Here is a 23,569-nt window from a genome sequence, read left to right as displayed (position 1 = left end):
AATACAAAACGAAGAATCTCATAGAAAATGTTGGCACCAAAAAAGAAAACAAAGAAATAAATAATGTTACATAGTTTATCTGATAAAAAAACCCAACGAATTCTTCTCTTAATTGGTGCTTTTCATCAAAAAATCCACGATTGTCCAGTATTTGCTCCTCCCCTCAACAATTAGAAAAGACCTTTCACAAAGTTTTTAGCAGATGAAAGAGCGGATTTACCCTTGTCTACCCAACTCCCCACTGTTTCTTTAGCCTTTTCATATCCTTTTTGGATAGTGTTGGACACTCCATTTGGGGTTATGGCGTTAATTACATGCTTAACTCCACCTTTTACCCAGTTCTTCACCTTGATTCCTACTGAAGTATTTGTCAAAGCGTATAAACCTACGCCAACAGCGGCCCCTATAATTGTGCCTACAATTGGAACAGCAGAGCCCATCGAGGCCCCTAATGCGGTACTTGCTATCATTCCAGCCAGGGCGGATCCGATTGCTGACCCTGCCGCCGACGTAGCCATGCCAACTCCTGTCTCAACCAAGGCCGACGCAGTCCAGTCTTGCCATTTTTCGTGCCCCTCTAATGAGGCGGTAATGACACCTGCCAGTCCGCTTAATGCCCATCCACCTTTAGAACTTAAATTAAACTTCCATGCAGCTTTAAAATTATTAAACTGATTTTTAATAGGCAAATTACGGTTATAAATTTTTTGTCCATCAACTTTTTCCGGACGCAAACCACTGGCCCATTTTTGCATTTTTGTATCTAATTTACCTTCAAATCTATACCCGATTAACTTTCCATTTGCATCATACCGAGGAATAAGGCGATGTCCCGCCTTTTTGTATGAAACTTGATATTTAAAATAAACTTTATGAATTGCTGAACGTATTTTGCTTATTATATTTTTTTTCTTATATTTACCGTCATAAGGATCCAACAGACGATTCAGGTAAGCTTCCCATCCGGAGGGTTGATACAAGTCTGGTGCCTGATAAGGATCTGGTACTTGGTATGAATCCGGTGCTTTATATGGATCTGGCGCTTTATATACATCAGGAGCTTTATACGAATCTGGAACCTTATATGAATCTGGAGCTTTATATGGATCTGGAGCCTTATATGAATCTGGAGCCTTATATGAATCTGGAGCCTTATATGGATCTGGAGCCTTATATGGATCCGGTGGAACATAAGGTGCTGTATCGGCATACACAGGGATGAACGGTAATATCAAAACAGTGATAATTACGCTTAATAGCAACATGCTTAACGTTTGTCGCATCCTCTTATTCATTCTAATCACCTTCATGCAGTGTTTTTCTTATTCTCGCATTAAAAATCCATTTATACTTAATCATACTGAATGTATTAGACAATACACTTAACAAAAATAGACAGATTATTAAAAAAACAAAACCAAACAATCAAAGATAAAGGGAATCAAATACCAATCAACTATCTCACACGATATTTGATCCCCCATACGATACTACTCCAAGTCTGAAATATTTCGATCAGAAGTTTTTTCTGCATCCTCTTTAATCTGTTTTTCTACTCTCTCCAGAACATCTCCAATCTCAAAATATCGATCATTTAGCTCTCCCTCGATGGTTCTTTGACGCTCAAGAATTAGCTTGGTTACCTCCGTATTAATATCTTGGTTGATTAGACCTTTTTGAAGCAAGTAATCATTTGCCTCAAAAAGCCGCTTTGTTTCTGGTGGAGTTAAGTCAGTAAGCTTACCATAAGCCTCCTCCAACTCCTCACGTTTCTTTGCCCAAGCGCTCCAAGCTCCCAATTTGGTGTCTATAGCCCACATTTCCCATTCACTTTTTATGCGGTCTTTTTCTGCTTGGAGATATTCTTTCAGATCATTTGCTGAGTAAACTGATTTATAAACACCGCCTCCAGCTTCCGCTACTTCCTGAAGTTGTTTTTGTCCAGCATCATCCACGTCAAATCCAACAATGTTGATAACGGGTTTAATTCCGGAATCCTTTAATTGTTGCGCAGCTTTTACTGGATTTCCACCACACGTTTCTATGCCATCACTCACAACATAAATCACATTTCGCACGCCTTCACCTTTTGCATCGGCCAAGTCTTTATGTGCTTCTTCTATCCCTTTAGCAAGTGGTGTATAACCTGTTGGCTTAAACTTGGAAAGTGCAGATTCAAATTGCGCTTGATCATATGTATTTAGAGGATAGACAAGTTCACTGCTTTGACAAGAAAGTTGTTTGTCTTTCGGCTGGTTGCTTCCTTTGTGGCCATAGACGCGCAATGAAACCTTTGCTTCTTTTGGTATTGAAGAGGCAAAACTGCGAACCGCCTCCTTGGCCAGATCCATCTTCTGCCCACCAGCTACCTGCCCTGCCATGCTTCCACTTGCATCTAGTACAATCTCTACATTAATTTTTTCCAGTTTCGGCATCTTTATTTTGCCATCGGGAGTTGCATTGTTTACGGAGAAATTAGGATTAAAGGCAAGAAATCTGTTGTACAAAGGCAGATAATTTTGGGCTAAAAGATGATTAATGTAAGAATAAACCTTTTCAGGGTCTTTGGCATATTCTTTAGGCATTTTATCTAGTTCTTTGTTTACTGCGGCTTTATTGTATTTGTCTCCCGCATATTTACCCGGATTTTGCCTCATCAATCCTTCCAGTGTTTTGGGTACTGGCGGCAGTGTTGACTCTTGTTTTTTCTTCACCTCTTCACTTGGTGCTCCCGCTTGCTCTTCTTGACTGCACGCAACCAAATACACTGGCAATACTAACAAAGCCAATACTGCCTTAAATAATTTCATAAATACCCTCCTTTTTAGAAAGGGATTCGTTTGGCTATTTGTAAATAGCCAAACGAACAAAGCAAAAAACTTCTATTCCTTACCTTTGATTTGCTCTTCAACTTTCGTTTTCAGCGTCTTAGTGATTCCACCCTCTTCATCCGCAAAAATGGTGAGCAACAAACCAGCAAATGCAGCACCAACCGCAATGATGATCACATATTCCATTGTTGGCGAACCTTTTTTGCTGAGTCTTGGAAAAAACTCTTTTGCTGATGCCAAACGCAATTTCCACTCTTGTAATTTAGTCATGAGTAAATCCTCCTTAAATAATAAAAGATAAATGATAACCCAACACCAGTTTACAGTTGATACCACATTTTTCGTCGACTGCCTATTCATCACCTCCTTTGAAAATCTAAAATAAGTTAGCCAAATTCTTGACCACAACATTGTAAATAATGGCACCCAACATTAACAACATAATCGAAGGGGCAATCACCAATCCACTGACCAGAGAAATTTTAGGCGCGGCTTTCCCTGCCGCTTCCTTGGCTTTCTCGGAACGCATGCGACGCATCTCAACAGCTTGTTGGGTAAAAGTTTGAGCAATCGGTGTCCCTAAGTTATGAGCTTGAATGAGGGACATAATCAAGGCCTCCAACTCAGGCGAATCCGTTCTTTTAATCAATCCCCTATAAGCTGTTTCCCGTTGTACACCAAATTTAATCTCCTGTAACATACGATTTAATTCTTCCCCCAACGGACCGCGGGTCGCTTCGGCGTAATAGGCCATAGCGTCGTCCATTGCCATTCCAGCCTGCAATGTGATGCTCATCATATCAAGAAAATCGGGAAGCTCCAAACGGACTTGCTCTTGTCGCCTCTTAGCCAAATATCGCACAAGCAAAACCGGGGACAAAAATCCCAAAATCGGCAGCATAACAAAAGACAATTGGGCAAAAGGCAGTCCAACCACGTTTAACAGCACTGCAAAAATAATCCCCGCAAACAAACCCAGCATTTTCGCACCATGCATGCGGTGCACCGATAATTGAAACGGATGCCCAGCCTTAATCAAGCTGTCTTCCAACTCAGCCTGATCACTCAAAATTTGAATCTTTTTTCCAGTTGGAGCCAAACTGTCCATCCATTTATGCAGCAGGGCACGCCTACTTGATTTGCGGCGCATCACTTTCCATGGTGGTATGAAGTTATCTAAGTTTCCCTTAACTTCTTCTGACGCCTTCTTATAGGAGTAAAAAGACGTCGCTGCAAACACAAGACAACCCCATATCATAATGATCAAGAGATATAAGAAAAAGGTCATTGCTCCCTACCCCTACACTTTGATATCCGCAATTTTGCGGATTAGGACAAAGCCAACTACTTGCAAAATAATAAATATCACCAATACCCCTATACCAATGCCAGTAGTGAAAAAATCAAAAAAACCTTCAATCATTTGACTCATCATTACCACCATTAGAATAGAGACAACAGGCAGAAGATAGGCAGAATATCGAGCTTGGGCTACGGTTGCGTCAATTGTCTTATGGATAATCTTCCTCTCTTCCATCGTAGCAGCCATTTCACTCAACACCCTAGCTAAATCTCCCCCAGCCCGACGCTGAATAACCAAAGCATTGATAAAAACCTGAATATCTTTGGTTTCTACACGCTTCAGCATATCCTTTAACGCCACTTCTACGTTTTTTCCCAATTGCAATTCGCGTACAACGATTCCCAGTTCTTCCTTAATTGGCCCATCCATCTCTTTGACAACTAATTCCAGTCCTTGCGGAATAGATAAGCCCGCCCTTGCTCCGCTACTTAACAAGCGGCAGGCTTCCGACAGCTGATTGTCAATCTTTTGTGCATACAGGAATTTACGGGAATTAATCATCATTTTCGAACCAAGCGGAACCAAAATAATGGGGATCAGTACACTGAACAAAGGAGGGGCATCCATCCCTTTGTTTAGCAAAAAGAACACACCCATACCAATCAAGAACAATACTGCAGCATATTCTGATGGTCGAAGTTGAATACTAGCCCGCTTCAACTGCGGTTCCAACTTCTGGGCCCATTCATATTGATCCAATTTTTCTACTAGACGGTCCGACCATCCCATTTCCGAAGGGGAACCTACATATTTTTCCAAAACCTCTTCCGTCTGTCGTTGGGCGGACTTCATTTGAGTCCAAAAATATACTGCAGTTAAAAAGCTGAAGATTGCGAGCGCACCTATAATCCCAATAAGCATTACTCCTTCACTCCCGCCTGGTTCGGCTGAAAGATCTTCTGATCCACACCCACTCCATATGCTTGCAAACGATCAAGGCAGCTAGGTAAATAGCCAGTTGGTGCGAAGTATCCTTCCACCTTCCCGTCTTTATCTACATTGGTCTGGACAAAGCGGAAAATATCAATCATCTTGACAGAACCGTCTTCCTTTTGCTGCATCTCTGCAATGGCTAACATCTTGCGCTGCCCATCTGGCAACCGTCCGATTTGCACAATGTAATCAACCGCACTGACAATATACTGGCGAATGATTTCAGAAGGCAAATCCATTCCCGACATCATGACCATCCCCTCCAAGCGGCTCATAGCGTCTTGTGGGGTGTTGGCGTGTACGGTGGTGATGGAGCCTTCATGACCCGTGTTCATTGCTTGTAGCATGTCAAACGCCTCCGCACCGCGAACCTCCCCTACGATGATCCGGTCAGGACGCATCCGCAACGCGTTCCGTACAAGCTGGCGAATCGAAACTTCCCCTTTGCCTTCCACGTTGGCAGGACGCGCTTCCATCCCGACAACATGCGTATGCGGAATGCGGAGCTCCGCCATATCCTCAATGGTGATAATCCGTTCATCTTCTGGAATGAAACACGCCAATGCATTCAGCAGGGTCGTTTTCCCGCTACCCGTACCCCCAGAGATGATAATGTTCAACTTCGCTTTCACCATACTCGTAAGGAATTTGGCCATATCCGGAGTCATGCTGTTAAATGAAATTAAGTCCTCCAACCGAATCGGGTCTTTGCGAAACTTACGAATAGAAAGCAACGATCCTTTCAAGCTGATCGGGGGAATTACTGCATTCACACGGCTTCCGTCAGGTAGGCGCGCATCCACCATGGGCGAACTGACGTCAATCCGGCGGCCGATCGGTGCCACAATTCGGTCGATCACATGGCGCAACGCTTCTTCATCGCGAAATTGGATATCCGTTTTATACAATTTACCCTTCTTCTCGTAGAACACTTCATAAGGACCATTCACCATAATTTCGGTGATCTCTTCATCTTCCAACAAGGCTTCCAATGGACCAAAGCCCACGGACTCGTTAATGATCCGATTGATGACCCGATTCCGCTCTTGGCCGGTCAACACGACCTGCTCTTCCGCCAAATAACGACTCACCAATCGGTCCAGTGTAATACGCAATTCTGCAGACGGCATCTTCGTCAATTTTTCAAGGTCTGTCTCACTTAGCAGTCTCGCTTTAAAATGCTGCGCTAACTGGTTTACTCGATTATCATCAACTGATCGTTGAACTTGTTTTTGTTTTTCATTTACTCGCTGTCGTTTTAAATGCTTGGACAATCGTTGGTTTTGTGAAAAAATCGCCATAGGCCACCCCTTCTTCACAATACAACTGATTTATACACATCAGCTGATTACCGTTTTTATTTGTCAGTTCCTGGAAGATCATCTTGTGGTGCTCCACCCGTTTGTGGCAGTTTAGTCTTGGTTTGTTCATTTAGTTTCTGGGCAGCTTTATCATTACTTCCGCCATTACGCGTTCCATTGATATCCTCCGCGTTGGGAGCTTTAAGAACTCGAATATTAATTGCATTTACTTGTTTATCAACAAAGTCGGCTGCTTCCGTCAATCCCATCTCAAGCCCTATTCCGGTCACATTTCCTTGCTGGTCTTTTGCCAAAGCAACTACAGGAACTTTTTGCATATAAACCACTGATTTGGTATTCGGCATGGTTACAATGATATCAACAAGGTCATTGTAGCTGAACACATCATCAAACCCGACTTTTTCTGAACGGCTCAACATCACCATGCGCTTTGTATCAGAAGACAAATTAGTGTCAGACTTAAGCATATTGCTTGTTAGCAAATCACCTTTTTGCAATTGAACAACAGTAATCAACTTGGTAATAGGAAAAACTCCATTTTCCAACTTAATTCCTTGCAAGTTGGTGATGGCAGATTGCTGTACATATTGTTCCGGCACCTTAACCGCCTCAAAGTCTTCAGGTTTCAAAGGCTCTCGAACAGCTATACTTTTATTTGCCACATACACCGTAGTAAAATTCCCCAAAGTTTCATCGACTTCACTAACTTTCTGTAAAAACATATACCCGGCTATCGCAGAAAGTAACAACGCGACAACTAAAAACAATAAGGCTCTTCTCTTTGCATCCTGCATAGATCACACCTGCTTATTTTTATAATTTGGTTAGCACATACGTAAACACCGTGCCAAGTAGAATGAATGGGGCAAATGGGAATTCAGTTTTGCGACCCACTTGGTTCCAACGCACTAGCTTGACGATGAGCAAATAGAGGGCCGCCAACAGGTGGGAGGAGAAAAAGATCAGGAGAAAAGGTTGAAAGCCCAAGGCGAGCCCCAACATGCCAAACAGCTTCACATCTCCTCCGCCGATAGAACGTTCATCGGTTACGACGGCAATCACATAAAGGATGAGAAAGGCGACGAAACCGGTCAACACATAGTTCCACCATGGTTCCGGCCGCTCAAAAAGGCGAGCGAGCACAGCTGCCACGATGCCAATCACGACGAAACGGTCGTAGATTAAGCGGTATTTGAGATCAGTCACCGTTGCCGCGATCAACAATCCTATCAAGACGAGATACAACCCATGCTCAATCAAGGAATTCTCCCGCCTTATGAAGTGGATTTGCCGTTCTTCGATTCAGACAGCAGTTGTTTGGCAAACTTCTGCATGTCCCGGGCGAAGAGTGACAGATTGCGTTCGTTTTTGGCGGTGCGCAATGGCTTGCCGCGATTAATCGCCTGGTCGATGCGTTTTAGATCATCACGGAATTCACCGGCGATATCGAAGCTGAAGCGTTGGCGGATTTCTTTGGCTCCGATTTCGGAGTCGCGGTTTATGCGGTTAACGAGGATTTCCAAACGGTCTGTTGGGTCCACACCAATCATGTTAAATGCGGTCAACACCCGGTTCAATGTGCGCAGGGACAAGGCGTCGGGATTTAACACGTAAAAAATCTTGTCCGCCTCTTCCAATGCCGCATACGTTAAGTTGGTCATTTCCGCTGGCATGTCGACAAGTATGTAATCATAGTAAAGGCGGGCAGCGCGGAGCAGACGTTCGACATGCTCTTCGGTAATCTGTTCGGCCACTTCTAAATCAGCGGGACTGGCCAACACTTCAACGGCAGAGTGAGGTTCAATCACGGTCACGCTGCGAATATGGTTATCGTTCAACTCATGCAAAACCGGCGTCAAATCATATAGATTGCGGCCGCTTGCAAGATTGAGATACGTTTCCACCCCGCCGAATTGAAAATTGAGATCCACCAACAGCACACTGGAGTTGGATTCCAACTGGAGCGTCTGAGCTAGCGTGGAAGCGATCAAACTTTTGCCGGAACCGCCCTTGCCGCTGTAAAAACCGATTACTTGCCCGCGCCCCCAGGTAAAATTGGCAGCCGCCTCATTCTTGTCACTATCAGATTGCAACGCGATAACGGCGCGAGACAACACATCGCCTAGCGCATTAATCTCATCCGGGAAAAAGAGAACATCAAACGCTCCTGCGCGACTGGCATCACGAATGCGGATTGAATCTTTGGATTCAGTGAGGAAAACAATCTTGACTTGTGTCACTTCACGCAAGATGTAAGGGATCAGCTGCATCCCCAAGCTCCCGACCCCTTCATGCAACAACACGACATCCGGCTGGATCCGGGCGATCTCACGCCGCACTTCTGACGCGTAAACATGGCTGATCTGAGGAAACTGAGTGCTTAATCTTTCTCGCAAATCCGTTGCAATCGAATCTTCTTCGGTTATGATTAACAACTTGATATCTGGATACATAAGAAAAGCAAAGCCTCCTTAAATAGCATGCTTTCTCAACAACGATATTTGATGATAGCATCACTATATTTTATCTTAGTAAAAATGAAGTTCAATACTTTCTGCTAAGATTTATTAAATATTTTAAAACCGGGTATTAATTAAACATAATGGGAAATGTATAATCTTATTGGGATTAAATGAAATCTTCCTCCAAGTTTAGCATAATATACTTATATATACCCTCAATCGGTTCAATTTTATCAATTTACCACATTATTGGCAATAGTTCAACTTCATTCGACAACATGAAAAAGCCGGGATTCCCCGGCTTTTCGCTTATCTTTCACTATTTGTTCGAAAAATCGACGATAAGGGCTGACTCACTCTGTTTTATTTGCCTAATCCATCATTTAATTAACCGATTGCCATCTTCCCAACACGGCGTTGTTTCGCCAGTACTTCATCTTCGGTCAGGTTGGAAGTTCTTTCGATGTTCAGCTCACCCAATAAGGTTCCCGCGGTGGAATCAATGACCGAAATGTGGATAATCCCATCACTGTCGTATTCGAAAATCACTTCCAACGGCGCACCCTTCGGATAAGCTGGAAGGTCGATCATCCCTTCCCCGACGATTTTCACATAATCGAGGTCGCTGTCCTCGCCTTCAGTCACTTGCAAGAAAAGTTGAGATTGGCCATCAACCGTTGTTTTGTAATGACCGCTTACCCGACTCGGAATGGTGGTGTCCTTCTTGAGCACGATGGAGTTGAATTCCTCACCTGATTCGTCCAACGCCACTACTCCCATACTGTGCGAGTTCACATCCTGCACTTCGACGACAGGGAAGGCTTGGGTGAGGTGCATATCGGCCGTGCCTTGCTTAATTTGCAAAATCGCACCTTGAATGGCCGCTCCTTGAGCAACCACCTCATCCGGGTTTACGTCGAGGGACTGTTTGATTCCCGTCACGCGTTCGATCATAGCCGGCACTTGTTTCATGCGTGTCGAACCACCCACAAGCAACACACGGTCAATATCCTTCCATTGAAGGCCGGCATCCTCTAATACAAACTCCAAAATCTTTTGGGTGCGGTTGAGAAGGGGAGCCGTTAATTCATCGAATTTGGTGCGGGTCAGAGGAATGGAAACGTTGACTCCATTTGCAGACAAGAACACATTGGTGCGGTCTCGGACAGAGAGGGTTTTCTTGGCGATTTCCGCTTTTTCGCGCAGATCTTGCTCCAACATGGGGTCTTCTAACAAGTCAATGCCGCCTTGCGCTTTAAATTCTTCATTTAAATAGTTCATCACCGTGTTGTCCCAATCAAAACCGCCCAGGTTCTTCGCTCCACCCGTGGAAAGTACACGCAAACCGTCCGGAGACAGATTCATGATCGTCACATCGAACGTACCGCCTCCCAAATCGTAGACGAGCAGGTTTTGGGTTTGATGCATTTTGTCCAGACCATAAGCCAAAGCAGCAGCGGTCGGTTCGTTGATAATGCGCAACACATTGAGTCCCGCAATCCGTCCTGCGTCTTGAGTCGCTTTGCGCTGAGCGTCATCGAAATACGCTGGCACGGTGATCACCGCATCCTCGATCTTCTCATCCAACAATGTCTCAGCGTCTTCCTTGAGGCGGCGCAAAATCATCGCAGAGATTTCCTCAGGTGTGAAGTCATCATGGTTGTCAGTCTGAAACTTCCATGTCTTGTCCCCAATCTGCCGTTTTACGAACTGGACCACATTAAACGGGCTTGCCACCGCAGTCCGCTTCGCGATGCTTCCCACCACGACATCGGCACCATCAAAGAGCACGACTGAAGGAGTAATGCGTTCTCCTTCACGGTTAGCGAGCATTTCCGGTTTTCCGTAATTGTTTACTATAGCGATCGCCGAGTAAGTCGTTCCCAGGTCGATCCCTACAACTCTTCCCATCTTTTTTCACTCCCTCTATCACTTCCATCAAGGTCAAAAAGGCAATAATGACGCTTTTTAAAGAGACACTTTTCTATGTTCATAATATTAGACGCAACAAACAGGCAAACTGTTGTGCAAATCAAAAGGAAAAGATGGGAATCCCATCTTCAATATAAGAATTTTAACTTCAAGGAAGGCTGGATTCCGAAGTGAATAAGCCAACAGCTAGCCATGGTATTTTTTGATAACCACTTCTTCTGGACGCAGGACGACATCCTTATATTTGAAGCCATGACGCACCATATGTACAACTGTGCCATCTTCAGCGGGGTGCTTGGTCGGGATCACTTCCACAACTTGCTGGATGCGCGGGTCAAATTTATTCGATGGCGCCACGATCAGCTCCACTCCACGGCGATACAAAATTTCTAACACTTCATGGCTTAGCGTTTGTAATATATTCACTAATTCCGGGTTACGATTACCAGTGTCTAATTTATCATTGTATATCGTGTTCATGCGGTCGATGAGCAGGATTAAATCGATATAGAGGGGGCGGAGTTGGTTTAACTCCTGATCCACCTTCAAATCTTCCATTTCTTTATACAGTCGGTCGAAGGCGGCTTCTTTCGTCTTATCGTAGCTCAGTCGATTGGTTACCACCTGCAACAATGAAGTAAAGTTTTGTTGCAAGCTGTTCAATATGGTAAGAACTTGCTGTTGCTGGCGCTCGCTATTGCCACGTGCTTCTCTCACTTCTCTGACAGCATTATCTCTTCTCGCAGGCAAACCAAATCGAGCCTCTGGGAATGGCAAATGATGTTTTTCTCCCATTGGCTTCTGGTTCTCTTTCCTGGGGCCCATACAGTAACCTCCCTAACGGTCAAATGGATTTAAATATATATTCAAGGATAGACAATCTTGGAAATTCCACCTGAGAATAGAAAAGCGAAACAGAAAAAGCTGAACGTTTCTACATCTTCCCGCTTATACCATTTTACTCGTAAGTTAATTCATGTCGCAAGTACATAGATAGGACGAATTGTTGCGAAAAATTGCGTCCAATTTTGGACAATGGTTCGCATCACCTATACTCCTACGCTAACACTTCTTTGGCCTATCGTCTATCACAATCTTTGCCGTCAGCTGGACTGGACGAAAAAACGAGAGCCGCCTCGCGTTAGAAAATTATGATTATCCATTGTGTTCCAGATGAATCTACGGTCATTATATTAGGTTTATTTCATTAAAACAAGCCATTTCATGCCCAATCAGGCCGCCATCTCCACCAAAATCGCCGAGGCCAGCACATGGCTAGACTCGGCGACATTCTCTCTGATCCCATCTCCATGCTTATGAAAGCAAAACAAACGGGGCTTAACACCTCTTGGCCCCGCCCCTTACCCTCAATTAATTCAAGTCTTTTATTCCCGATTCCGCTCCTCTTCCATCAATTTCTCTGTATAACAAATGCGGCAGTAATACTTCCCGTCGATCTCAAAAAATTGGATATATAAGGACTTGGCTCCACAGTTAGCGCAGGTGCACTTATCTTCCACGCAATCCCTCCCCATTTTGCGGTTCCATAATAAATTCGCTACCAATAAGCTCTATTCCTTTTTTACCCTCTATTTCCATTTATTATAAAAAGAAAGGGCCGCTCCTTCTTGTTGAAGAAACTGCCCTTTTCTGTACACAAGTTATACACAATTCACACACAATTTGTGCACAAGCTGTGGATAACTTCAGAAGGTTATGAGCTACATCAGTCCTGATGACGCATGTGCGGGAACAAGAGCACATCCCGAATGGACGGGCTGTTGGTTAACAACATAACCAAGCGGTCCATCCCAATCCCCAGTCCTCCCGTCGGCGGCATTCCATATTCCAGCGCTTCGATAAAGTCCTCATCCATCGGATGCGCTTCATCGTTTCCTTGCGCTTTCTCCCGCAACTGTGCTTCAAAGCGTTCCCGCTGATCGATCGGGTCATTTAATTCAGAGAAGGCGTTAGCGTGCTCGCGTCCTACAATAAACAATTCAAAGCGATCCGTAAACCGTGGATCTTGCGGATTTTTCTTCGCGAGTGGGGAGATTTCCACCGGATGCCCTGTCACGAATGTGGGTTGAATCAACAAATGCTCTACTTTTTGTTCGAAGAACTCATTCAGGATATGACCAAACGTCATAGACGGAGTCACTTCTACACCATGTTCTTTGGCCAGCTGATGCGCTTCCTCCGTCGTCATCTGACGAGAAAAATCAACACCGCAGTGCTCCTTCACCAAATCAACCATTGATTTGCGCGCCCAGCCCGGCGTCAAATCGACTTGTTGGCCCTGATACTCAATCTGGGTGGTGCCCAGCACTTCTTTGGCCACATGGGCAATCAGGTTCTCGGTCAAATCCATGATGTCACGGTAATCCCCATACGCTTCATACAGCTCCAACATGGTGAATTCCGGATTATGGCGAGTAGAAACCCCTTCGTTTCGGTAAACACGGCCAATTTCATATACCTTCTCAATGCCCCCCACCAAGAGGCGCTTCAAGTGCAATTCCAGTGCGATCCGCATGTACAACGTCATGTCGAGTGCATTGTGATGCGTGATAAAAGGCCGAGCTGCCGCCCCTCCCGCAATCGCATGCATCGTCGGCGTCTCCACTTCCAAATATCCTTGCGCATCCAAATACCGCCGGGTGGCCGCAATGATTTTGCTGCGCATAACGAATGTGTCCTTCACTTCAGGATTCATGATCAAATCCAGGTAACGCTTGCGGTAGCGCAACTCCACGTCTTTCAATCCATGGTATTTTTCTGGCAACGGGCGCAACGATTTGCCCAAGAAAGTGACTTCATTCGCTTTGACGCTCAGCTCACCTCGATTGGTTTTGAACACCACCCCGCTCACGCCGATGAAGTCGCCAATATCCGCCATATTGAAGATTTCAAATGCCTGCTCACCCACGCGATCCAAACGCACATAAACTTGGATGCGTCCAGACATGTCCTGCAAATGAGCGAAAGTAGCTTTCCCCTGTTGACGCTTGCTCATCAAACGGCCAGCTACTACTGCTTCTGCTTGTTTTGCTTCCAACTCTTCTTTGGAGAAGGCGTCGTACTCCTGCATCAGCGCTTCCGCGTAATGCGTCCGCTCGAATTTGGCTCCGAACGGGTCGATCCCTTGTTCGCGCAAAGTTTCCAATTTGTCGCGGCGCACCTGAAACAGATCGCTGTGCTCTTCATGTGTCATCCCAATGCACTCCTTCATTCATAGGTAAATATAATCTCAATCCGCTGGTGTCATGCGGTCTCCTGTTTTAAATTGGCTTGTTCGGCCGCTTGCTCCCGCTCCAATTCGCGGACAAATGTTAGCAGCACGTCTGCCATCCCTTCACGCGTTTCTTGTTGCGTGACCACATCTTTGATCTTGGATGCTCCAGGCAATCCTTTCAAATACCATGTAGCATGTTTGCGCATTTCACGCACCGCAATCCGTTCGCCGCGCAGGTTGATCAAGCGATCCATGTGCAACAAGGCGATACGGATCTTTTCAGACGGCGACGGTTCCGGCAAAAGCTCACCATGTTCCAGGTAATGAACGGTACGATATAGCATCCATGGATTCCCCAAAGCAGCACGCCCGATCATCACCCCGTCGCAACCGGTCGTCTCCAGCATGCGCTTGGCGTCTTCTGGGGTGAACACATCTCCGTTACCGATAACCGGGATGGATACCGCTTGCTTAGCCAAGCGGATGTACTCCCAATTTGCATGGCCGCGGTACATCTGTTGCCGCGTGCGACCGTGTACGGCAACGGCCTTCCCACCCGCACTTTCCACAGCTTTGGCATTATCCTCCACATAGATATGGTCTTCATCCCAACCGATCCGCATCTTCACGGTAACCGGCTTTTTGACCACTTTGACTACGGCGGAAACCATCTCTTCAATTTTTTTCGGCTCCAACAGCCAGCGGGCGCCCGCATCACACTTCACTACTTTCGGCACCGGGCACCCCATATTGATATCGATAATGTCAGCGTTGGTCTGTTCGTCCACCACTCTGGCCGCTTCTACCAACGTTTCCTTGTCTCCGCCGAAAATCTGCAAGCTGAGCGGCTTCTCCCGTTCATCAACATATAGCATTTCTTGCGTACGTTTATTTCCATGCAGGATCGCTTTATCGCTGACCATCTCTGCGCAAACCAAACCCACGCCGAACTCCTTGGCGATCAATCGGAATGCTGGGTTGCACACACCGGCCATCGGTGCCAACACAACCCGGTTTTTCATTTCTATGTCTCCAATTTTAAGCAATGGTTTTCCCTCCTTCCACTCATTCCACTCACTCATTTTATTCATGCAACGAAACAGGGCTTCCTTTGGTATGTCGAAGCGGATTCCTACCGTCCCACACCAAAAACATCAACTTCCGTTTCTTTCCAATACCGAGAAAAGCTCATCGTCAAGCTTGGTTATCTCTTGTTCGGCGGGCAATTGGGCGATATATTGACTTAGCCTAGTACCCGTCCCTGGAATGGCAATATCCCCCGCGATCTCCATAAGCGGTACCAACACAAAAGCACGCTCATGCATTCGTGGATGCGGGATTTCCAATTCCTCGCGTTGAATTATCCGATCATCATATAACAAAAGATCAATATCAATAGTTCGCGGGCCCCACCGCTTGTGGCGGACACGGTGTAATTTCTTCTCGATGGCCAGTGCAACCCGCAACAGCTCAGCAGGAGTCAGAGTGGTTTGAATCTCCACCACCAAATTGTAGAAGTGCGGTTGCTCCAACAGGCCCACTGGAGCTGTTTCATATATGGAGGAGATGCGGTTGACCGAGATGCCCTGGGTCAAATCCAAAAGCTTAACTGCTTGGCTCAACAAAGACAGGCGGTCGCCCATGTTGCCGCCAAGCCCCAGATAAGCTCTCATCTTACGGCTCATGATCGCTTGCGCACAATCTCCACGCCCACCGACTCATAATGGCCTGGAATCGGCGGATTGGGTTTGGTCACACGCAACCGCACTTCTGCAACCGGAAACTCACGAAGAATCCGTCCCGCGATCCGTTCCGCCAATGTCTCCAACAACTTCACTTTGGTTTGGGTCATCTCCTGCTCAATCAGTTCATACACCTGTCCATAATTGACCGTCAAAGATAAATCATCGGCCAAGGCCGCGGGTTGGAGATTTAATGTCATTTCCAAGTCCACATAAAAATGTTGCCCTAACCGGTTTTCCTCCGGATAGGCACCATGATAGGCGTAAAAACACATGCGGTTGAGGAAAATTTTATCCATCATCTCTCCTCCCCCACTGTCCGGCCGTAAACCAATGCATCCATCATGCGGGACACCCGGACCATCTCCTTCACATCATGCACACGCATGAGTTGGCATCCTTTGGTGATGCCATAGGCCACAGTGGCTGCCGTCCCTTCTACCCGTTCATTCGGGGGCAAGTCTAACGTCTTGCCGATAAAAGATTTACGCGAGGTTCCCAACAATACAGGATAACCGAGCGCCACAATCCGGTCCAGATGGCGCATCACTTCAAAGTTGTCTTCAACTGTTTTGGCAAAGCCGATGCCTGGGTCTAAGATAATGTTCTCTTCCCGCACACCCGCCTGTCTAACCAAGTCAACCGAAGCGAGCAAGTCAGCACAAACATCATCGATCAAGGAATCATACCGGGCTTCTTCCCGGTTGTGCATCAGGATGATCGGCACATCTAGCTCTGCCGCCACTTCGGCCATCCGCGGGTCTCGCTTCGCTCCCCAGATATCGTTGATGATGTGAGCACCCGCCAACACCGCCTGCTTGGCCACTTCCGCCTTATAGGTGTCAACCGAAATAGGACAATCCAATTCTTTGGCCAACAATTGGACTGCGGGAATCACCCGAGCCAGTTCCTCCTCAAGCGAAACAGGCTCAGCCCCAGGACGGGTCGATTCCCCACCGATATCGATGATGTCAGCCCCGTCTTCCACCAATTGCTTGGCATGTTCCAATGCAAGCTGGGCGGAGGCATACTTGCCCCCGTCGGAAAAAGAATCAGGCGTGACATTGACAATCCCCATCACCAGTGTTCGGTTGCCATATGATAACGAATAAGGACCCGCTTTTATACTGTGTGATTTCATGCGTGCTACATCCTCCTGCTTAACTCTCCAGCGCTGGTTAATAAGGTTGTCCATGAGCGATACGCCCCATACAATGCATCGGTGATTGGGTGTTCCTCGAGGTGCCGCCCCCGCCAAATGCGAATGGGAACCAGCTCCTGAATGGAGTTGGTGATAAAAATCTCTTCGGCTTCATCCAACGCAGCAAGCGGATACTTCCCTTCTTGCACCTCGATTCCCAGCGATTGCGCCAGCGCGATCACCCACTTGCGGGTCACCCCGTCCAAAATACCCAAATCCAATGACGGCGTGTATAATTTGCCGTCACGCACAAAGAAAATATTGCTCACGATCCCTTCTGCTAAGAATCCGTCCAGCGTCAACATCAACCCTTCGACTTCTGGAAAGCGCTGAACTTGTTGGCGCGCCAACACGCTGTTAAGGTAGTTATTGCTCTTGATGTCGGCCGCTCCGCCAGGTGATTGCCGCGGAATGGAAACTACCTCCAACTCCTTTCCTTTGGCAAACCATTCTCCGTCATCAAAGGGAAGCGGTCGAATAAACATCAAGGTGTGGGGCTGTTGATACTCGCTCGCACTTAGCCCCAAGCCCTCTTCACCACCCGTCACCATGATGCGCAAAGATGCGTTCTGCAACCCTGAAAGCCGCAACAACTCCTCAATTTGCGCCAGCCATTCCTCTCGCTGCCAGGGAAAGCGAATGCGCTGCCGGGACAAGCCCCGCTCCAACCGCGCAAGATGATCATCTATGAGAAAAGGAAATCCTTGGTATATTCTTATCGTTTCAAAAGCCCCGACGCCATATAGCAAACCATGATCCATGATGGGCAGCTTTGCTGAGGCCTCTTCCGTCGGCTGTCCATCCAACATCATCCAAGCCACGTATCAATCCCCCTGTCACCGGGAATCCCATTTTCCATAAAAGCAAATGAAATTGGCCAACAGCGCCTTGCCATTCTCGCTCAAAATCGATTCAGGATGAAATTGCACACCTTCAATCGGCAAAGAACGGTGGCGCAAAGCCATGATCTCCCCTTCATCGGTTTCGGCACTGATGACTAGCTCAGCGGGCAACGTCTCCCGGTCTACCAACAAAGAATGGTAGCGCGTCACCGTTAAAGGCGTGGGCATCCCCGTAAAAATTGTCTGTCCATCATGATTGATTGGCGATGTTTTTCCATGCATGAGGCGCTTTGCACGGATCACATTCCCACCAAACGCCTGGGCGATCGTCTGGTGCCCAAGACAAACGCCCAAGATGGGAATCTGTCCGGCATAACGCCGCACAACTTCTAGACAAATCCCCGCATCTTCCGGGCGGCCTGGCCCAGGCGACAAAACGATCACTTCCGGATTCCGCTTCTTTATCTCGTCAACATCTATTTCATCATTGCGGACAACTTCAAGTTCCTTCCCCAATTCACCCAAATACTGAACGAGGTTATAAGTAAAGGAATCATAGTTGTCAATCATTAAAATCATCAGCTATTCTCCCCTCATCTCTTCTAAGCTCTTCTAATCAACTTATTTTAACACATGCCGATCAATTCTTCATCTTAAATTCCAACTGGGCGCGCCACACAAGCCAAGAAGAGCATACAAAAAGGCTATCCCATGTTCACAGGATAGCCAAAGTTGATTTGCATCAATCAAATTGGAATAACGGCGTGGTCAAATATCTTTCACCGTTACTTGGAGCGACAGCCACAACTTTTTTGCCGAGTCCCAGGCGGCGAGCCACTTTAATGGCCGCTGCCGTCGCCGCGCCGGAGGAAATTCCAACCAAGAGGCCTTCTTCACGAGCCAGACGCCGCGCCCACTCAAACGCTTCTTCATTTTCGATTTGAATGACTTCATCATACACATTGGTGTCCAAGATGTCAGGGATAAATCCGGCACCAATGCCTTGGATTTTATGAAGTCCAGGGCTTCCGCCGGACAACACCGGAGAAGTCGTCGGCTCCACCGCGATGACGCGCACGTGCGGGAATTTCTCTTTCAACACGCGACCCACACCCGTGATGGTGCCTCCTGTGCCCACACCGGCTACAAAAGCATCAATGTCGCCACCGGTTTGTTCAACGATTTCCAAAGCCGTTGTTTCCAAGTGAATTTTCACATTGTCTGGGTTGCTGAACTGTTGCGGCATAAAGTAATCCGGATGTTCCGCTTTGATCGCTTCTGCCTTGTTAATGGCGCCGCGCATCCCTTCCGGTCCGGGGGTCAGCACCAATTCCGCACCGTAGGCTTTAAGCAGATTGCGCCGTTCCAAACTCATTGTTTCGGGCATGACCAGAATAGCGCGGTATCCTTTTGCCGCAGCGACCATGGCCAAACCGATGCCAGTGTTCCCGCTGGTCGGCTCCACAATCGTCGATCCCGGTTTCAGCTCACCACGCTTTTCCGCCTCTTCGATCATGCTGAGGGCGATACGGTCTTTCACACTGCCACCAGGGTTAAAAAACTCCAACTTTAAAAATATATCGGCATCTGACTTGCCAACGATTCGATTCAATTTCACCAAAGGGGTCTGGCCGATCAATTCCAACACATTGTTCGCTACGCGCATAGGGCAAGCCTCCTATTCCGATTAAACTGATAGGAATTGTTACACCTATCATATCACCCAATAAAATAATTTGTCAATTCACTTCTTCTTTTATTATACGTTCCAGTTCTTCCCCACTGAACATATACTTCTCATTACAGAAATGACAAACGACCTCTGCTTGACCCAGTTCATTCAGGAGGCTTTTCAGTTCTTCTTTCCCCAAAGACTTGAGCATGGTTCGGCTTTTCTCGCGGGAACAATGGCATGCGAAGGAAATCGGTTGCTTGTGAAGAATCTCCGTCCCTTCCCCCATTAAACGCACCAACAACTCTTCTGCGGTGACTCCTTGATGGAGCAACTCAGAGATAGAGGTCAGTTTGTTCAGTTCCTCAATAGCCGTCTCCAAACGGGTGATTACCTCATCGGAGGCACCCGGCATCACTTGAATCATATAACCTCCGGCAACGAGAATTTGCTCCCCTTTGACCAGCACGCCCAGACCCACTGAAGAGGGAGTCTGTTCGGAAACCGCAAAGTAGTAGGTAAAATCTTCAGCCAGCTCGCCAGAGATAATCGGCGACGCACCGCGGTACGGTTCTTTTAAGCCCAGATCTTTCGTCACATAAATGCTCCCCTGGCCCACGGCTGCTCCCACATTTAACTTGTAATCATCATTATGCTCCACATAAGGATTGTCGACCGAGCCGCGAACATGTCCTTCTCCATCAGCATCCACTATGATTCGGCCAATCGGACCGTCTCCCGCCACCTGAATGGTCACTTTGTGGCGCTCCTCTTTCAATGTGAGCCCAATCAACGCCCCCATGGTCGCCGTTCTTCCCAACGCCGCACTAACCACCGGATAGGTGCCATGTCGTTTCTGTAACTCCTGCACCAAGTTTGTAGTAATTGCGGCAAAGCCGCGCACTTTCCCATCCTTCGAGATGGCACGAATCGCATAATCTGTCATCATCAGTCACTCCCATATATAAATTGCTCAAGCAAAGCATGAAGCGCTTTCGTTTTTCTGCTCCACAACCACATGTGGTCTAAACGCATATGCTTAGAAAACTTGCCTGATTGAAAAGAGGCATCCACCCGTACCAGATGGGCCCGCATGCCCAATCCACTTAGGGTGATGCCCACGTGATTCCACAATCAAACAGGCTTTCGGTTTCTTTCCCAAATCAGCTTCAACCCCACGAGTGTCAACAATGGGTTGATTTCGTCAATCGTTTTGGTGTCGTTGCAAATCAATTTGGCCAGGCCGCCCGTGGCTACGACATACGGGCGCTTGGTCAACACCTGTTTCATGCGTGTGACAATCTCGTCCACGACACCTACATACCCATAATATATGCCCGCTTGAACGGCTTGAACCGTATTACGTCCCACCACGGAATCCGGCTTCACAATTTCCACCCGGGTCAATTTCGCAGCACGTTGGTACAGCGCTTCTGCTGAGATATTAACCCCTGGTGTAATCGCTCCACCGATATAGTTCCCTTCTTCATCGATAAAACAAAACGTGGTTGCCGTACCAAAATCGACAATGATCGCCGGGGCGCCATACAACTCCAACGCCGCCACGGCATTGGCAATGCGGTCTGCCCCCACCTCGCGCGGATTATCGTATTTGATGTTCAACCCGGTTTTAACTCCCGGCCCCAAAACAAGCGGTTTTTGTTTTAAATACTTCTCCGTCATGCGTTCCAACACCACTGTCAACGGCGGAACCACCGATGACAGAACCACGCCTTCGATCATATCAAAGTCGATGCCTACATAATCAAACAGGCTTCTCAACATTACACCAAATTCATCTTCGGTGGCATTGCGATCCGTTTGTAAGCGCCAATGATGAAGCAGTTCATCTTGCCGATACACACCCAGCACCACATTGGTATTACCCACATCTATTAGCAATAAAAGTTTTTCTTTTAGCATTATGCCCACCCATTCACTTGTTGATTTGGGATTTGCCTGTACTTTTGGCCATAAGAAAAAGAGGCGCCATCCCGCCTCTTTTTCGCAAAGGATTAGAGTGGCTTTTTATCGTCTTTGTCAGACGCGTTTTCCTCACCACTCGTGGAATCGACATTGCGCCGGATTCCATATTTATCGGAAGAGAAGTCCTTAGCCGAAGCGAGGTTCGCATCTTGTTTCTTCTCTTCGTTTCCGCTTTCATCCGTCCCATGGTCGTCTTTGGTCTGGATGTTTACTTTCACATCGCTGTCATCATCCAGCTTTCCGGTCTCCAACAGCTGTTTGATTTGCTCTTCATCCAGCGTTTCCCGTACCAGCAGGGTTTGAGCCATGAGTTCCAATTGATCGCGGCGTTCGATGAGCAGGTTTTTGGCGCGGTTGTAACATTTGCGCACCATCTCTTGCATCTCGATGTCGATTTCGTATGCCACTTTGTCACTGTAGTTTTGCTCTTGGCTCAAATCGCGGCCCAAGAACACTTGCCCTTGCGAACGGCCAAAAGTCATCGTAGCCAGCTTGTCGCTCATCCCGTATTCGGTGATCATAGCGCGCACGATGGCTGTCGCCTTTTCAAAGTCATTACTCGCACCGGTGCTGATTTCGCCAAAGATAATTTCCTCAGCCACACGTCCACCTAGGAGACCCGTCACCCGATCAAGCAGTTCGCTTTTGGTTGCCAAATAACGGTCTTCCTTAGGCAACATCATCGCATATCCACCTGCTTGCCCACGGGGGACAATCGTCACCTTATGGACAATGTCCGCATTTTCCAGATAATATCCGCAAAGCACGTGCCCTGCTTCGTGATAAGCGACGATCTTGCGTTCTTTTTCGCTGATGACGCGGCTTTTCTTCTGCGGACCCGCAATCACCCGGTCGATCGCTTCATCCACTTCTTCCATGGTGATCTTCTTCTTATTGCTACGCGCCGCTAGCAATGCCGCTTCATTCAACAGGTTCTCCAAATCCGCGCCAGAGAACCCGGTGGTGCGTTGCGCGATCACATTCAACTTCACATCATCAGCAATCGGCTTATTGCGTGCGTGTACTTTCAACACAGCTTCGCGCCCTTTTACGTCGGGGCGATTAACCAAGATCTGTCTGTCAAAACGTCCAGGACGAAGCAACGCCGGATCCAAAATGTCGGGACGGTTCGTTGCAGCCATGATGATGATGCCCGCATTGACATCAAAACCGTCCATCTCCACCAACAATTGGTTCAAGGTTTGCTCGCGTTCGTCGTGGCCGCCGCCAAGACCCGCACCGCGCTGACGCCCTACCGCGTCGATCTCATCGATGAAAATGATACACGGAGCATTTTTCTTGGCCTGTTCAAACAAGTCACGAACCCGTGAAGCACCGACACCGACGAACATCTCTACAAAGTCGGAACCGCTGATGGAGAAGAACGGCACTTTCGCTTCACCCGCAACTGCGCGAGCTAACAGCGTTTTACCCGTACCTGGAGGCCCAACCAATAGTACCCCTTTGGGGATGCGAGCACCCATCGCCGCATACCGCCGATTGTCTTTCAAGAAATCGACGATCTCAACTAACTCCGCTTTTTCTTCATCCGCTCCTGCCACATCATCAAATGTAACCCGTCTTTTCTCTTCATTGTATAACTTCGCTTTGCTCTTGCCGAAATTCATCACGCGACTTCCGCCGCCTTGAGCTTGGTTAAACAAGAAGAAGAAAATAAGTAAGATGATGACAAAAGGAATGACTGAGGTAAAGAACGTGAGCCAAACTGAGTCCCCTTTTGTTTTTTCGATGTTCACCTTCACTCCGGCAGTTTGGATATCTTCGATCACGGAGCTTCCATAGCCAGCTGGGGCAATAGTGAAGAAGCTTTTAGCCGTGCCTTTGATCTTGCCTTCGATATTGTAAACACCGTTATCGTATTGGACCGTAATATCATCTAACTGTTTTTGAAGCAGCTTCGTTCTAAATTCATCGTATCTAAAATTTTGTTTATCCACTCCAGGGTTGGCGATCATGTTGACAACCCCGATTGTGATAAGGATGAGGATTAAGTATAATACTCCGTTCCTGAGGAAGAAGTGTTTCAT

At 47.1% G+C, this 23,569-nt stretch carries 23 protein-coding genes; all 23 read right to left on the bottom strand.

Features of this window, described 5'->3' with window-relative positions; genetic code table 11:
* Positions 1 to 170 precede the first annotated feature (170 nt).
* Positions 171 to 1,295 (bottom strand): phage tail family protein, encoded by a 1,125-nt coding sequence (locus tag EDC32_RS13965; RefSeq protein ID WP_132223139.1) that lies wholly within the window; start codon positions 1,293 to 1,295, stop codon positions 171 to 173.
* A gap of 195 nt (positions 1,296 to 1,490) precedes the next feature.
* A complete protein-coding gene (locus tag EDC32_RS13960) occupies positions 1,491 to 2,810 on the bottom strand; it encodes a vWA domain-containing protein (RefSeq protein ID WP_132223136.1) in 1,320 nt (439 codons plus the stop codon).
* A 72-nt stretch (positions 2,811 to 2,882) separates the two neighbouring features.
* Positions 2,883 to 3,101, bottom strand: a complete 219-nt coding sequence (locus tag EDC32_RS13955) for a hypothetical protein (RefSeq protein ID WP_132223133.1) — start codon at positions 3,099 to 3,101, stop codon at positions 2,883 to 2,885.
* 106 nt (positions 3,102 to 3,207) lie between these two features.
* Positions 3,208 to 4,071 carry a type II secretion system F family protein gene (locus EDC32_RS13950; RefSeq protein WP_158283397.1) on the bottom strand — a complete coding sequence of 288 codons (864 nt, stop codon included), beginning with the start codon at positions 4,069 to 4,071 and terminating at the stop codon, positions 3,208 to 3,210.
* Positions 4,072 to 4,131: 60 nt separating this feature from the next.
* The gene (locus EDC32_RS13945) at positions 4,132 to 5,055 is read right to left on the bottom strand and encodes a type II secretion system F family protein (RefSeq protein WP_132223127.1); all 924 of its coding nucleotides are present in this window, start codon (positions 5,053 to 5,055) and stop codon (positions 4,132 to 4,134) included.
* Positions 5,055 to 6,428: a TadA family conjugal transfer-associated ATPase gene (locus EDC32_RS13940; protein ID WP_132223124.1), complete on the bottom strand. Its 1,374-nt coding sequence runs from the start codon at positions 6,426 to 6,428 to the stop codon at positions 5,055 to 5,057. Before EDC32_RS13940 ends, EDC32_RS13945 begins: the two co-directional genes overlap by 1 nt.
* Before the next feature lie 56 nt (positions 6,429 to 6,484).
* Complete coding sequence (locus tag EDC32_RS13935; protein WP_132223121.1) at positions 6,485 to 7,243, bottom strand: CpaB family protein; 759 nt, start codon at positions 7,241 to 7,243, stop codon at positions 6,485 to 6,487.
* A gap of 19 nt (positions 7,244 to 7,262) precedes the next feature.
* Complete coding sequence (locus EDC32_RS13930) at positions 7,263 to 7,709, bottom strand: prepilin peptidase (protein ID WP_158283396.1); 447 nt, start codon at positions 7,707 to 7,709, stop codon at positions 7,263 to 7,265.
* Positions 7,710 to 7,723: 14 nt separating this feature from the next.
* The gene (locus EDC32_RS13925) at positions 7,724 to 8,902 is read right to left on the bottom strand and encodes a CpaE/TadZ family protein (RefSeq protein ID WP_132223115.1); all 1,179 of its coding nucleotides are present in this window, start codon (positions 8,900 to 8,902) and stop codon (positions 7,724 to 7,726) included.
* Positions 8,903 to 9,298: 396 nt separating this feature from the next.
* Positions 9,299 to 10,822, bottom strand: a complete 1,524-nt coding sequence (locus tag EDC32_RS13920) for an Hsp70 family protein (RefSeq protein WP_132223112.1) — start codon at positions 10,820 to 10,822, stop codon at positions 9,299 to 9,301.
* A gap of 207 nt (positions 10,823 to 11,029) precedes the next feature.
* Positions 11,030 to 11,668 carry a nucleotide exchange factor GrpE gene (locus EDC32_RS13915; protein ID WP_132223109.1) on the bottom strand — a complete coding sequence of 213 codons (639 nt, stop codon included), beginning with the start codon at positions 11,666 to 11,668 and terminating at the stop codon, positions 11,030 to 11,032.
* A 560-nt stretch (positions 11,669 to 12,228) separates the two neighbouring features.
* Positions 12,229 to 12,363 (bottom strand): hypothetical protein, encoded by a 135-nt coding sequence (locus EDC32_RS16775; protein ID WP_259436116.1) that lies wholly within the window; start codon positions 12,361 to 12,363, stop codon positions 12,229 to 12,231.
* Positions 12,364 to 12,569: 206 nt separating this feature from the next.
* Positions 12,570 to 14,057, bottom strand: coding sequence for a lysine--tRNA ligase (gene lysS / locus EDC32_RS13910; RefSeq protein WP_132223106.1), 1,488 nt, complete (start codon positions 14,055 to 14,057; stop codon positions 12,570 to 12,572).
* A gap of 50 nt (positions 14,058 to 14,107) precedes the next feature.
* Positions 14,108 to 15,124 (bottom strand): tRNA dihydrouridine synthase DusB, encoded by a 1,017-nt coding sequence (gene dusB, locus EDC32_RS13905; RefSeq protein WP_132223103.1) that lies wholly within the window; start codon positions 15,122 to 15,124, stop codon positions 14,108 to 14,110.
* A gap of 108 nt (positions 15,125 to 15,232) precedes the next feature.
* Complete coding sequence (folK, locus tag EDC32_RS13900; protein ID WP_035952921.1) at positions 15,233 to 15,751, bottom strand: 2-amino-4-hydroxy-6-hydroxymethyldihydropteridine diphosphokinase; 519 nt, start codon at positions 15,749 to 15,751, stop codon at positions 15,233 to 15,235.
* A gap of 8 nt (positions 15,752 to 15,759) precedes the next feature.
* The gene (gene folB, locus EDC32_RS13895) at positions 15,760 to 16,119 is read right to left on the bottom strand and encodes a dihydroneopterin aldolase (RefSeq protein ID WP_132223101.1); all 360 of its coding nucleotides are present in this window, start codon (positions 16,117 to 16,119) and stop codon (positions 15,760 to 15,762) included.
* Positions 16,119 to 16,961, bottom strand: a complete 843-nt coding sequence (gene folP / locus EDC32_RS13890; RefSeq protein WP_132223099.1) for a dihydropteroate synthase — start codon at positions 16,959 to 16,961, stop codon at positions 16,119 to 16,121. Before folP ends, folB begins: the two co-directional genes overlap by 1 nt.
* Positions 16,962 to 16,966: 5 nt before the next feature.
* On the bottom strand, positions 16,967 to 17,833 hold the full coding sequence (locus tag EDC32_RS13885) for an aminotransferase class IV (protein ID WP_246026963.1): 867 nt from the start codon (positions 17,831 to 17,833) through the stop codon (positions 16,967 to 16,969).
* A 24-nt stretch (positions 17,834 to 17,857) separates the two neighbouring features.
* Positions 17,858 to 18,442, bottom strand: coding sequence for an anthranilate synthase component II (locus EDC32_RS13880; protein WP_132223095.1), 585 nt, complete (start codon positions 18,440 to 18,442; stop codon positions 17,858 to 17,860).
* 163 nt (positions 18,443 to 18,605) lie between these two features.
* Entirely contained in the window at positions 18,606 to 19,529 is a 924-nt protein-coding gene (gene cysK, locus EDC32_RS13875; protein WP_102991269.1) for a cysteine synthase A, read from the bottom strand.
* Between the two features lie 73 nt (positions 19,530 to 19,602).
* Complete coding sequence (gene hslO / locus EDC32_RS13870) at positions 19,603 to 20,484, bottom strand: Hsp33 family molecular chaperone HslO (RefSeq protein ID WP_342774507.1); 882 nt, start codon at positions 20,482 to 20,484, stop codon at positions 19,603 to 19,605.
* Between the two features lie 185 nt (positions 20,485 to 20,669).
* Positions 20,670 to 21,458 carry a type III pantothenate kinase gene (locus EDC32_RS13865; protein ID WP_132223093.1) on the bottom strand — a complete coding sequence of 263 codons (789 nt, stop codon included), beginning with the start codon at positions 21,456 to 21,458 and terminating at the stop codon, positions 20,670 to 20,672.
* Between the two features lie 92 nt (positions 21,459 to 21,550).
* Complete coding sequence (ftsH, locus tag EDC32_RS13860) at positions 21,551 to 23,569, bottom strand: ATP-dependent zinc metalloprotease FtsH (RefSeq protein ID WP_132223091.1); 2,019 nt, start codon at positions 23,567 to 23,569, stop codon at positions 21,551 to 21,553.

This window comes from Laceyella sacchari (assembly GCF_004343255.1).
In the GTDB taxonomy this organism is placed as follows: domain Bacteria; phylum Bacillota; class Bacilli; order Thermoactinomycetales; family Thermoactinomycetaceae; genus Laceyella; species Laceyella sacchari.
This window is presented reverse-complemented; position numbering and strand designations above follow the sequence as displayed.

Bases quoted from the DNA above. Each gene is read 5' to 3' on its own strand.
- folP (WP_132223099.1), bottom strand. From the start codon at position 16,961: ATGAAATCACACAGTATAAAAGCGGGTCCTTATTCGTTATCATATGGC.
- EDC32_RS13960 (WP_132223136.1), bottom strand. From the start codon at position 2,810: ATGAAATTATTTAAGGCAGTATTGGCTTTGTTAGTATTGCCAGTGTAT.
- EDC32_RS13920 (WP_132223112.1), bottom strand. From the start codon at position 10,822: ATGGGAAGAGTTGTAGGGATCGACCTGGGAACGACTTACTCGGCGATC.
- EDC32_RS13880 (WP_132223095.1), bottom strand. From the start codon at position 18,442: ATGATTTTAATGATTGACAACTATGATTCCTTTACTTATAACCTCGTT.
- folB (WP_132223101.1), bottom strand. From the start codon at position 16,119: ATGGATAAAATTTTCCTCAACCGCATGTGTTTTTACGCCTATCATGGT.
- lysS (WP_132223106.1), bottom strand. From the start codon at position 14,057: ATGACACATGAAGAGCACAGCGATCTGTTTCAGGTGCGCCGCGACAAA.
- EDC32_RS13925 (WP_132223115.1), bottom strand. From the start codon at position 8,902: ATGTATCCAGATATCAAGTTGTTAATCATAACCGAAGAAGATTCGATT.
- EDC32_RS13915 (WP_132223109.1), bottom strand. From the start codon at position 11,668: ATGGGCCCCAGGAAAGAGAACCAGAAGCCAATGGGAGAAAAACATCAT.
- EDC32_RS13865 (WP_132223093.1), bottom strand. From the start codon at position 21,458: ATGCTAAAAGAAAAACTTTTATTGCTAATAGATGTGGGTAATACCAAT.
- folK (WP_035952921.1), bottom strand. From the start codon at position 15,751: ATGAGAGCTTATCTGGGGCTTGGCGGCAACATGGGCGACCGCCTGTCT.
- EDC32_RS13955 (WP_132223133.1), bottom strand. From the start codon at position 3,101: ATGACTAAATTACAAGAGTGGAAATTGCGTTTGGCATCAGCAAAAGAG.
- EDC32_RS13940 (WP_132223124.1), bottom strand. From the start codon at position 6,428: ATGGCGATTTTTTCACAAAACCAACGATTGTCCAAGCATTTAAAACGA.
- cysK (WP_102991269.1), bottom strand. From the start codon at position 19,529: ATGCGCGTAGCGAACAATGTGTTGGAATTGATCGGCCAGACCCCTTTG.
- EDC32_RS13945 (WP_132223127.1), bottom strand. From the start codon at position 5,055: ATGCTTATTGGGATTATAGGTGCGCTCGCAATCTTCAGCTTTTTAACT.
- ftsH (WP_132223091.1), bottom strand. From the start codon at position 23,569: ATGAAACACTTCTTCCTCAGGAACGGAGTATTATACTTAATCCTCATC.
- EDC32_RS13935 (WP_132223121.1), bottom strand. From the start codon at position 7,243: ATGCAGGATGCAAAGAGAAGAGCCTTATTGTTTTTAGTTGTCGCGTTG.
- hslO (WP_342774507.1), bottom strand. From the start codon at position 20,484: ATGATGACAGATTATGCGATTCGTGCCATCTCGAAGGATGGGAAAGTG.
- EDC32_RS13965 (WP_132223139.1), bottom strand. From the start codon at position 1,295: ATGAATAAGAGGATGCGACAAACGTTAAGCATGTTGCTATTAAGCGTA.
- EDC32_RS13885 (WP_246026963.1), bottom strand. From the start codon at position 17,833: ATGATGTTGGATGGACAGCCGACGGAAGAGGCCTCAGCAAAGCTGCCC.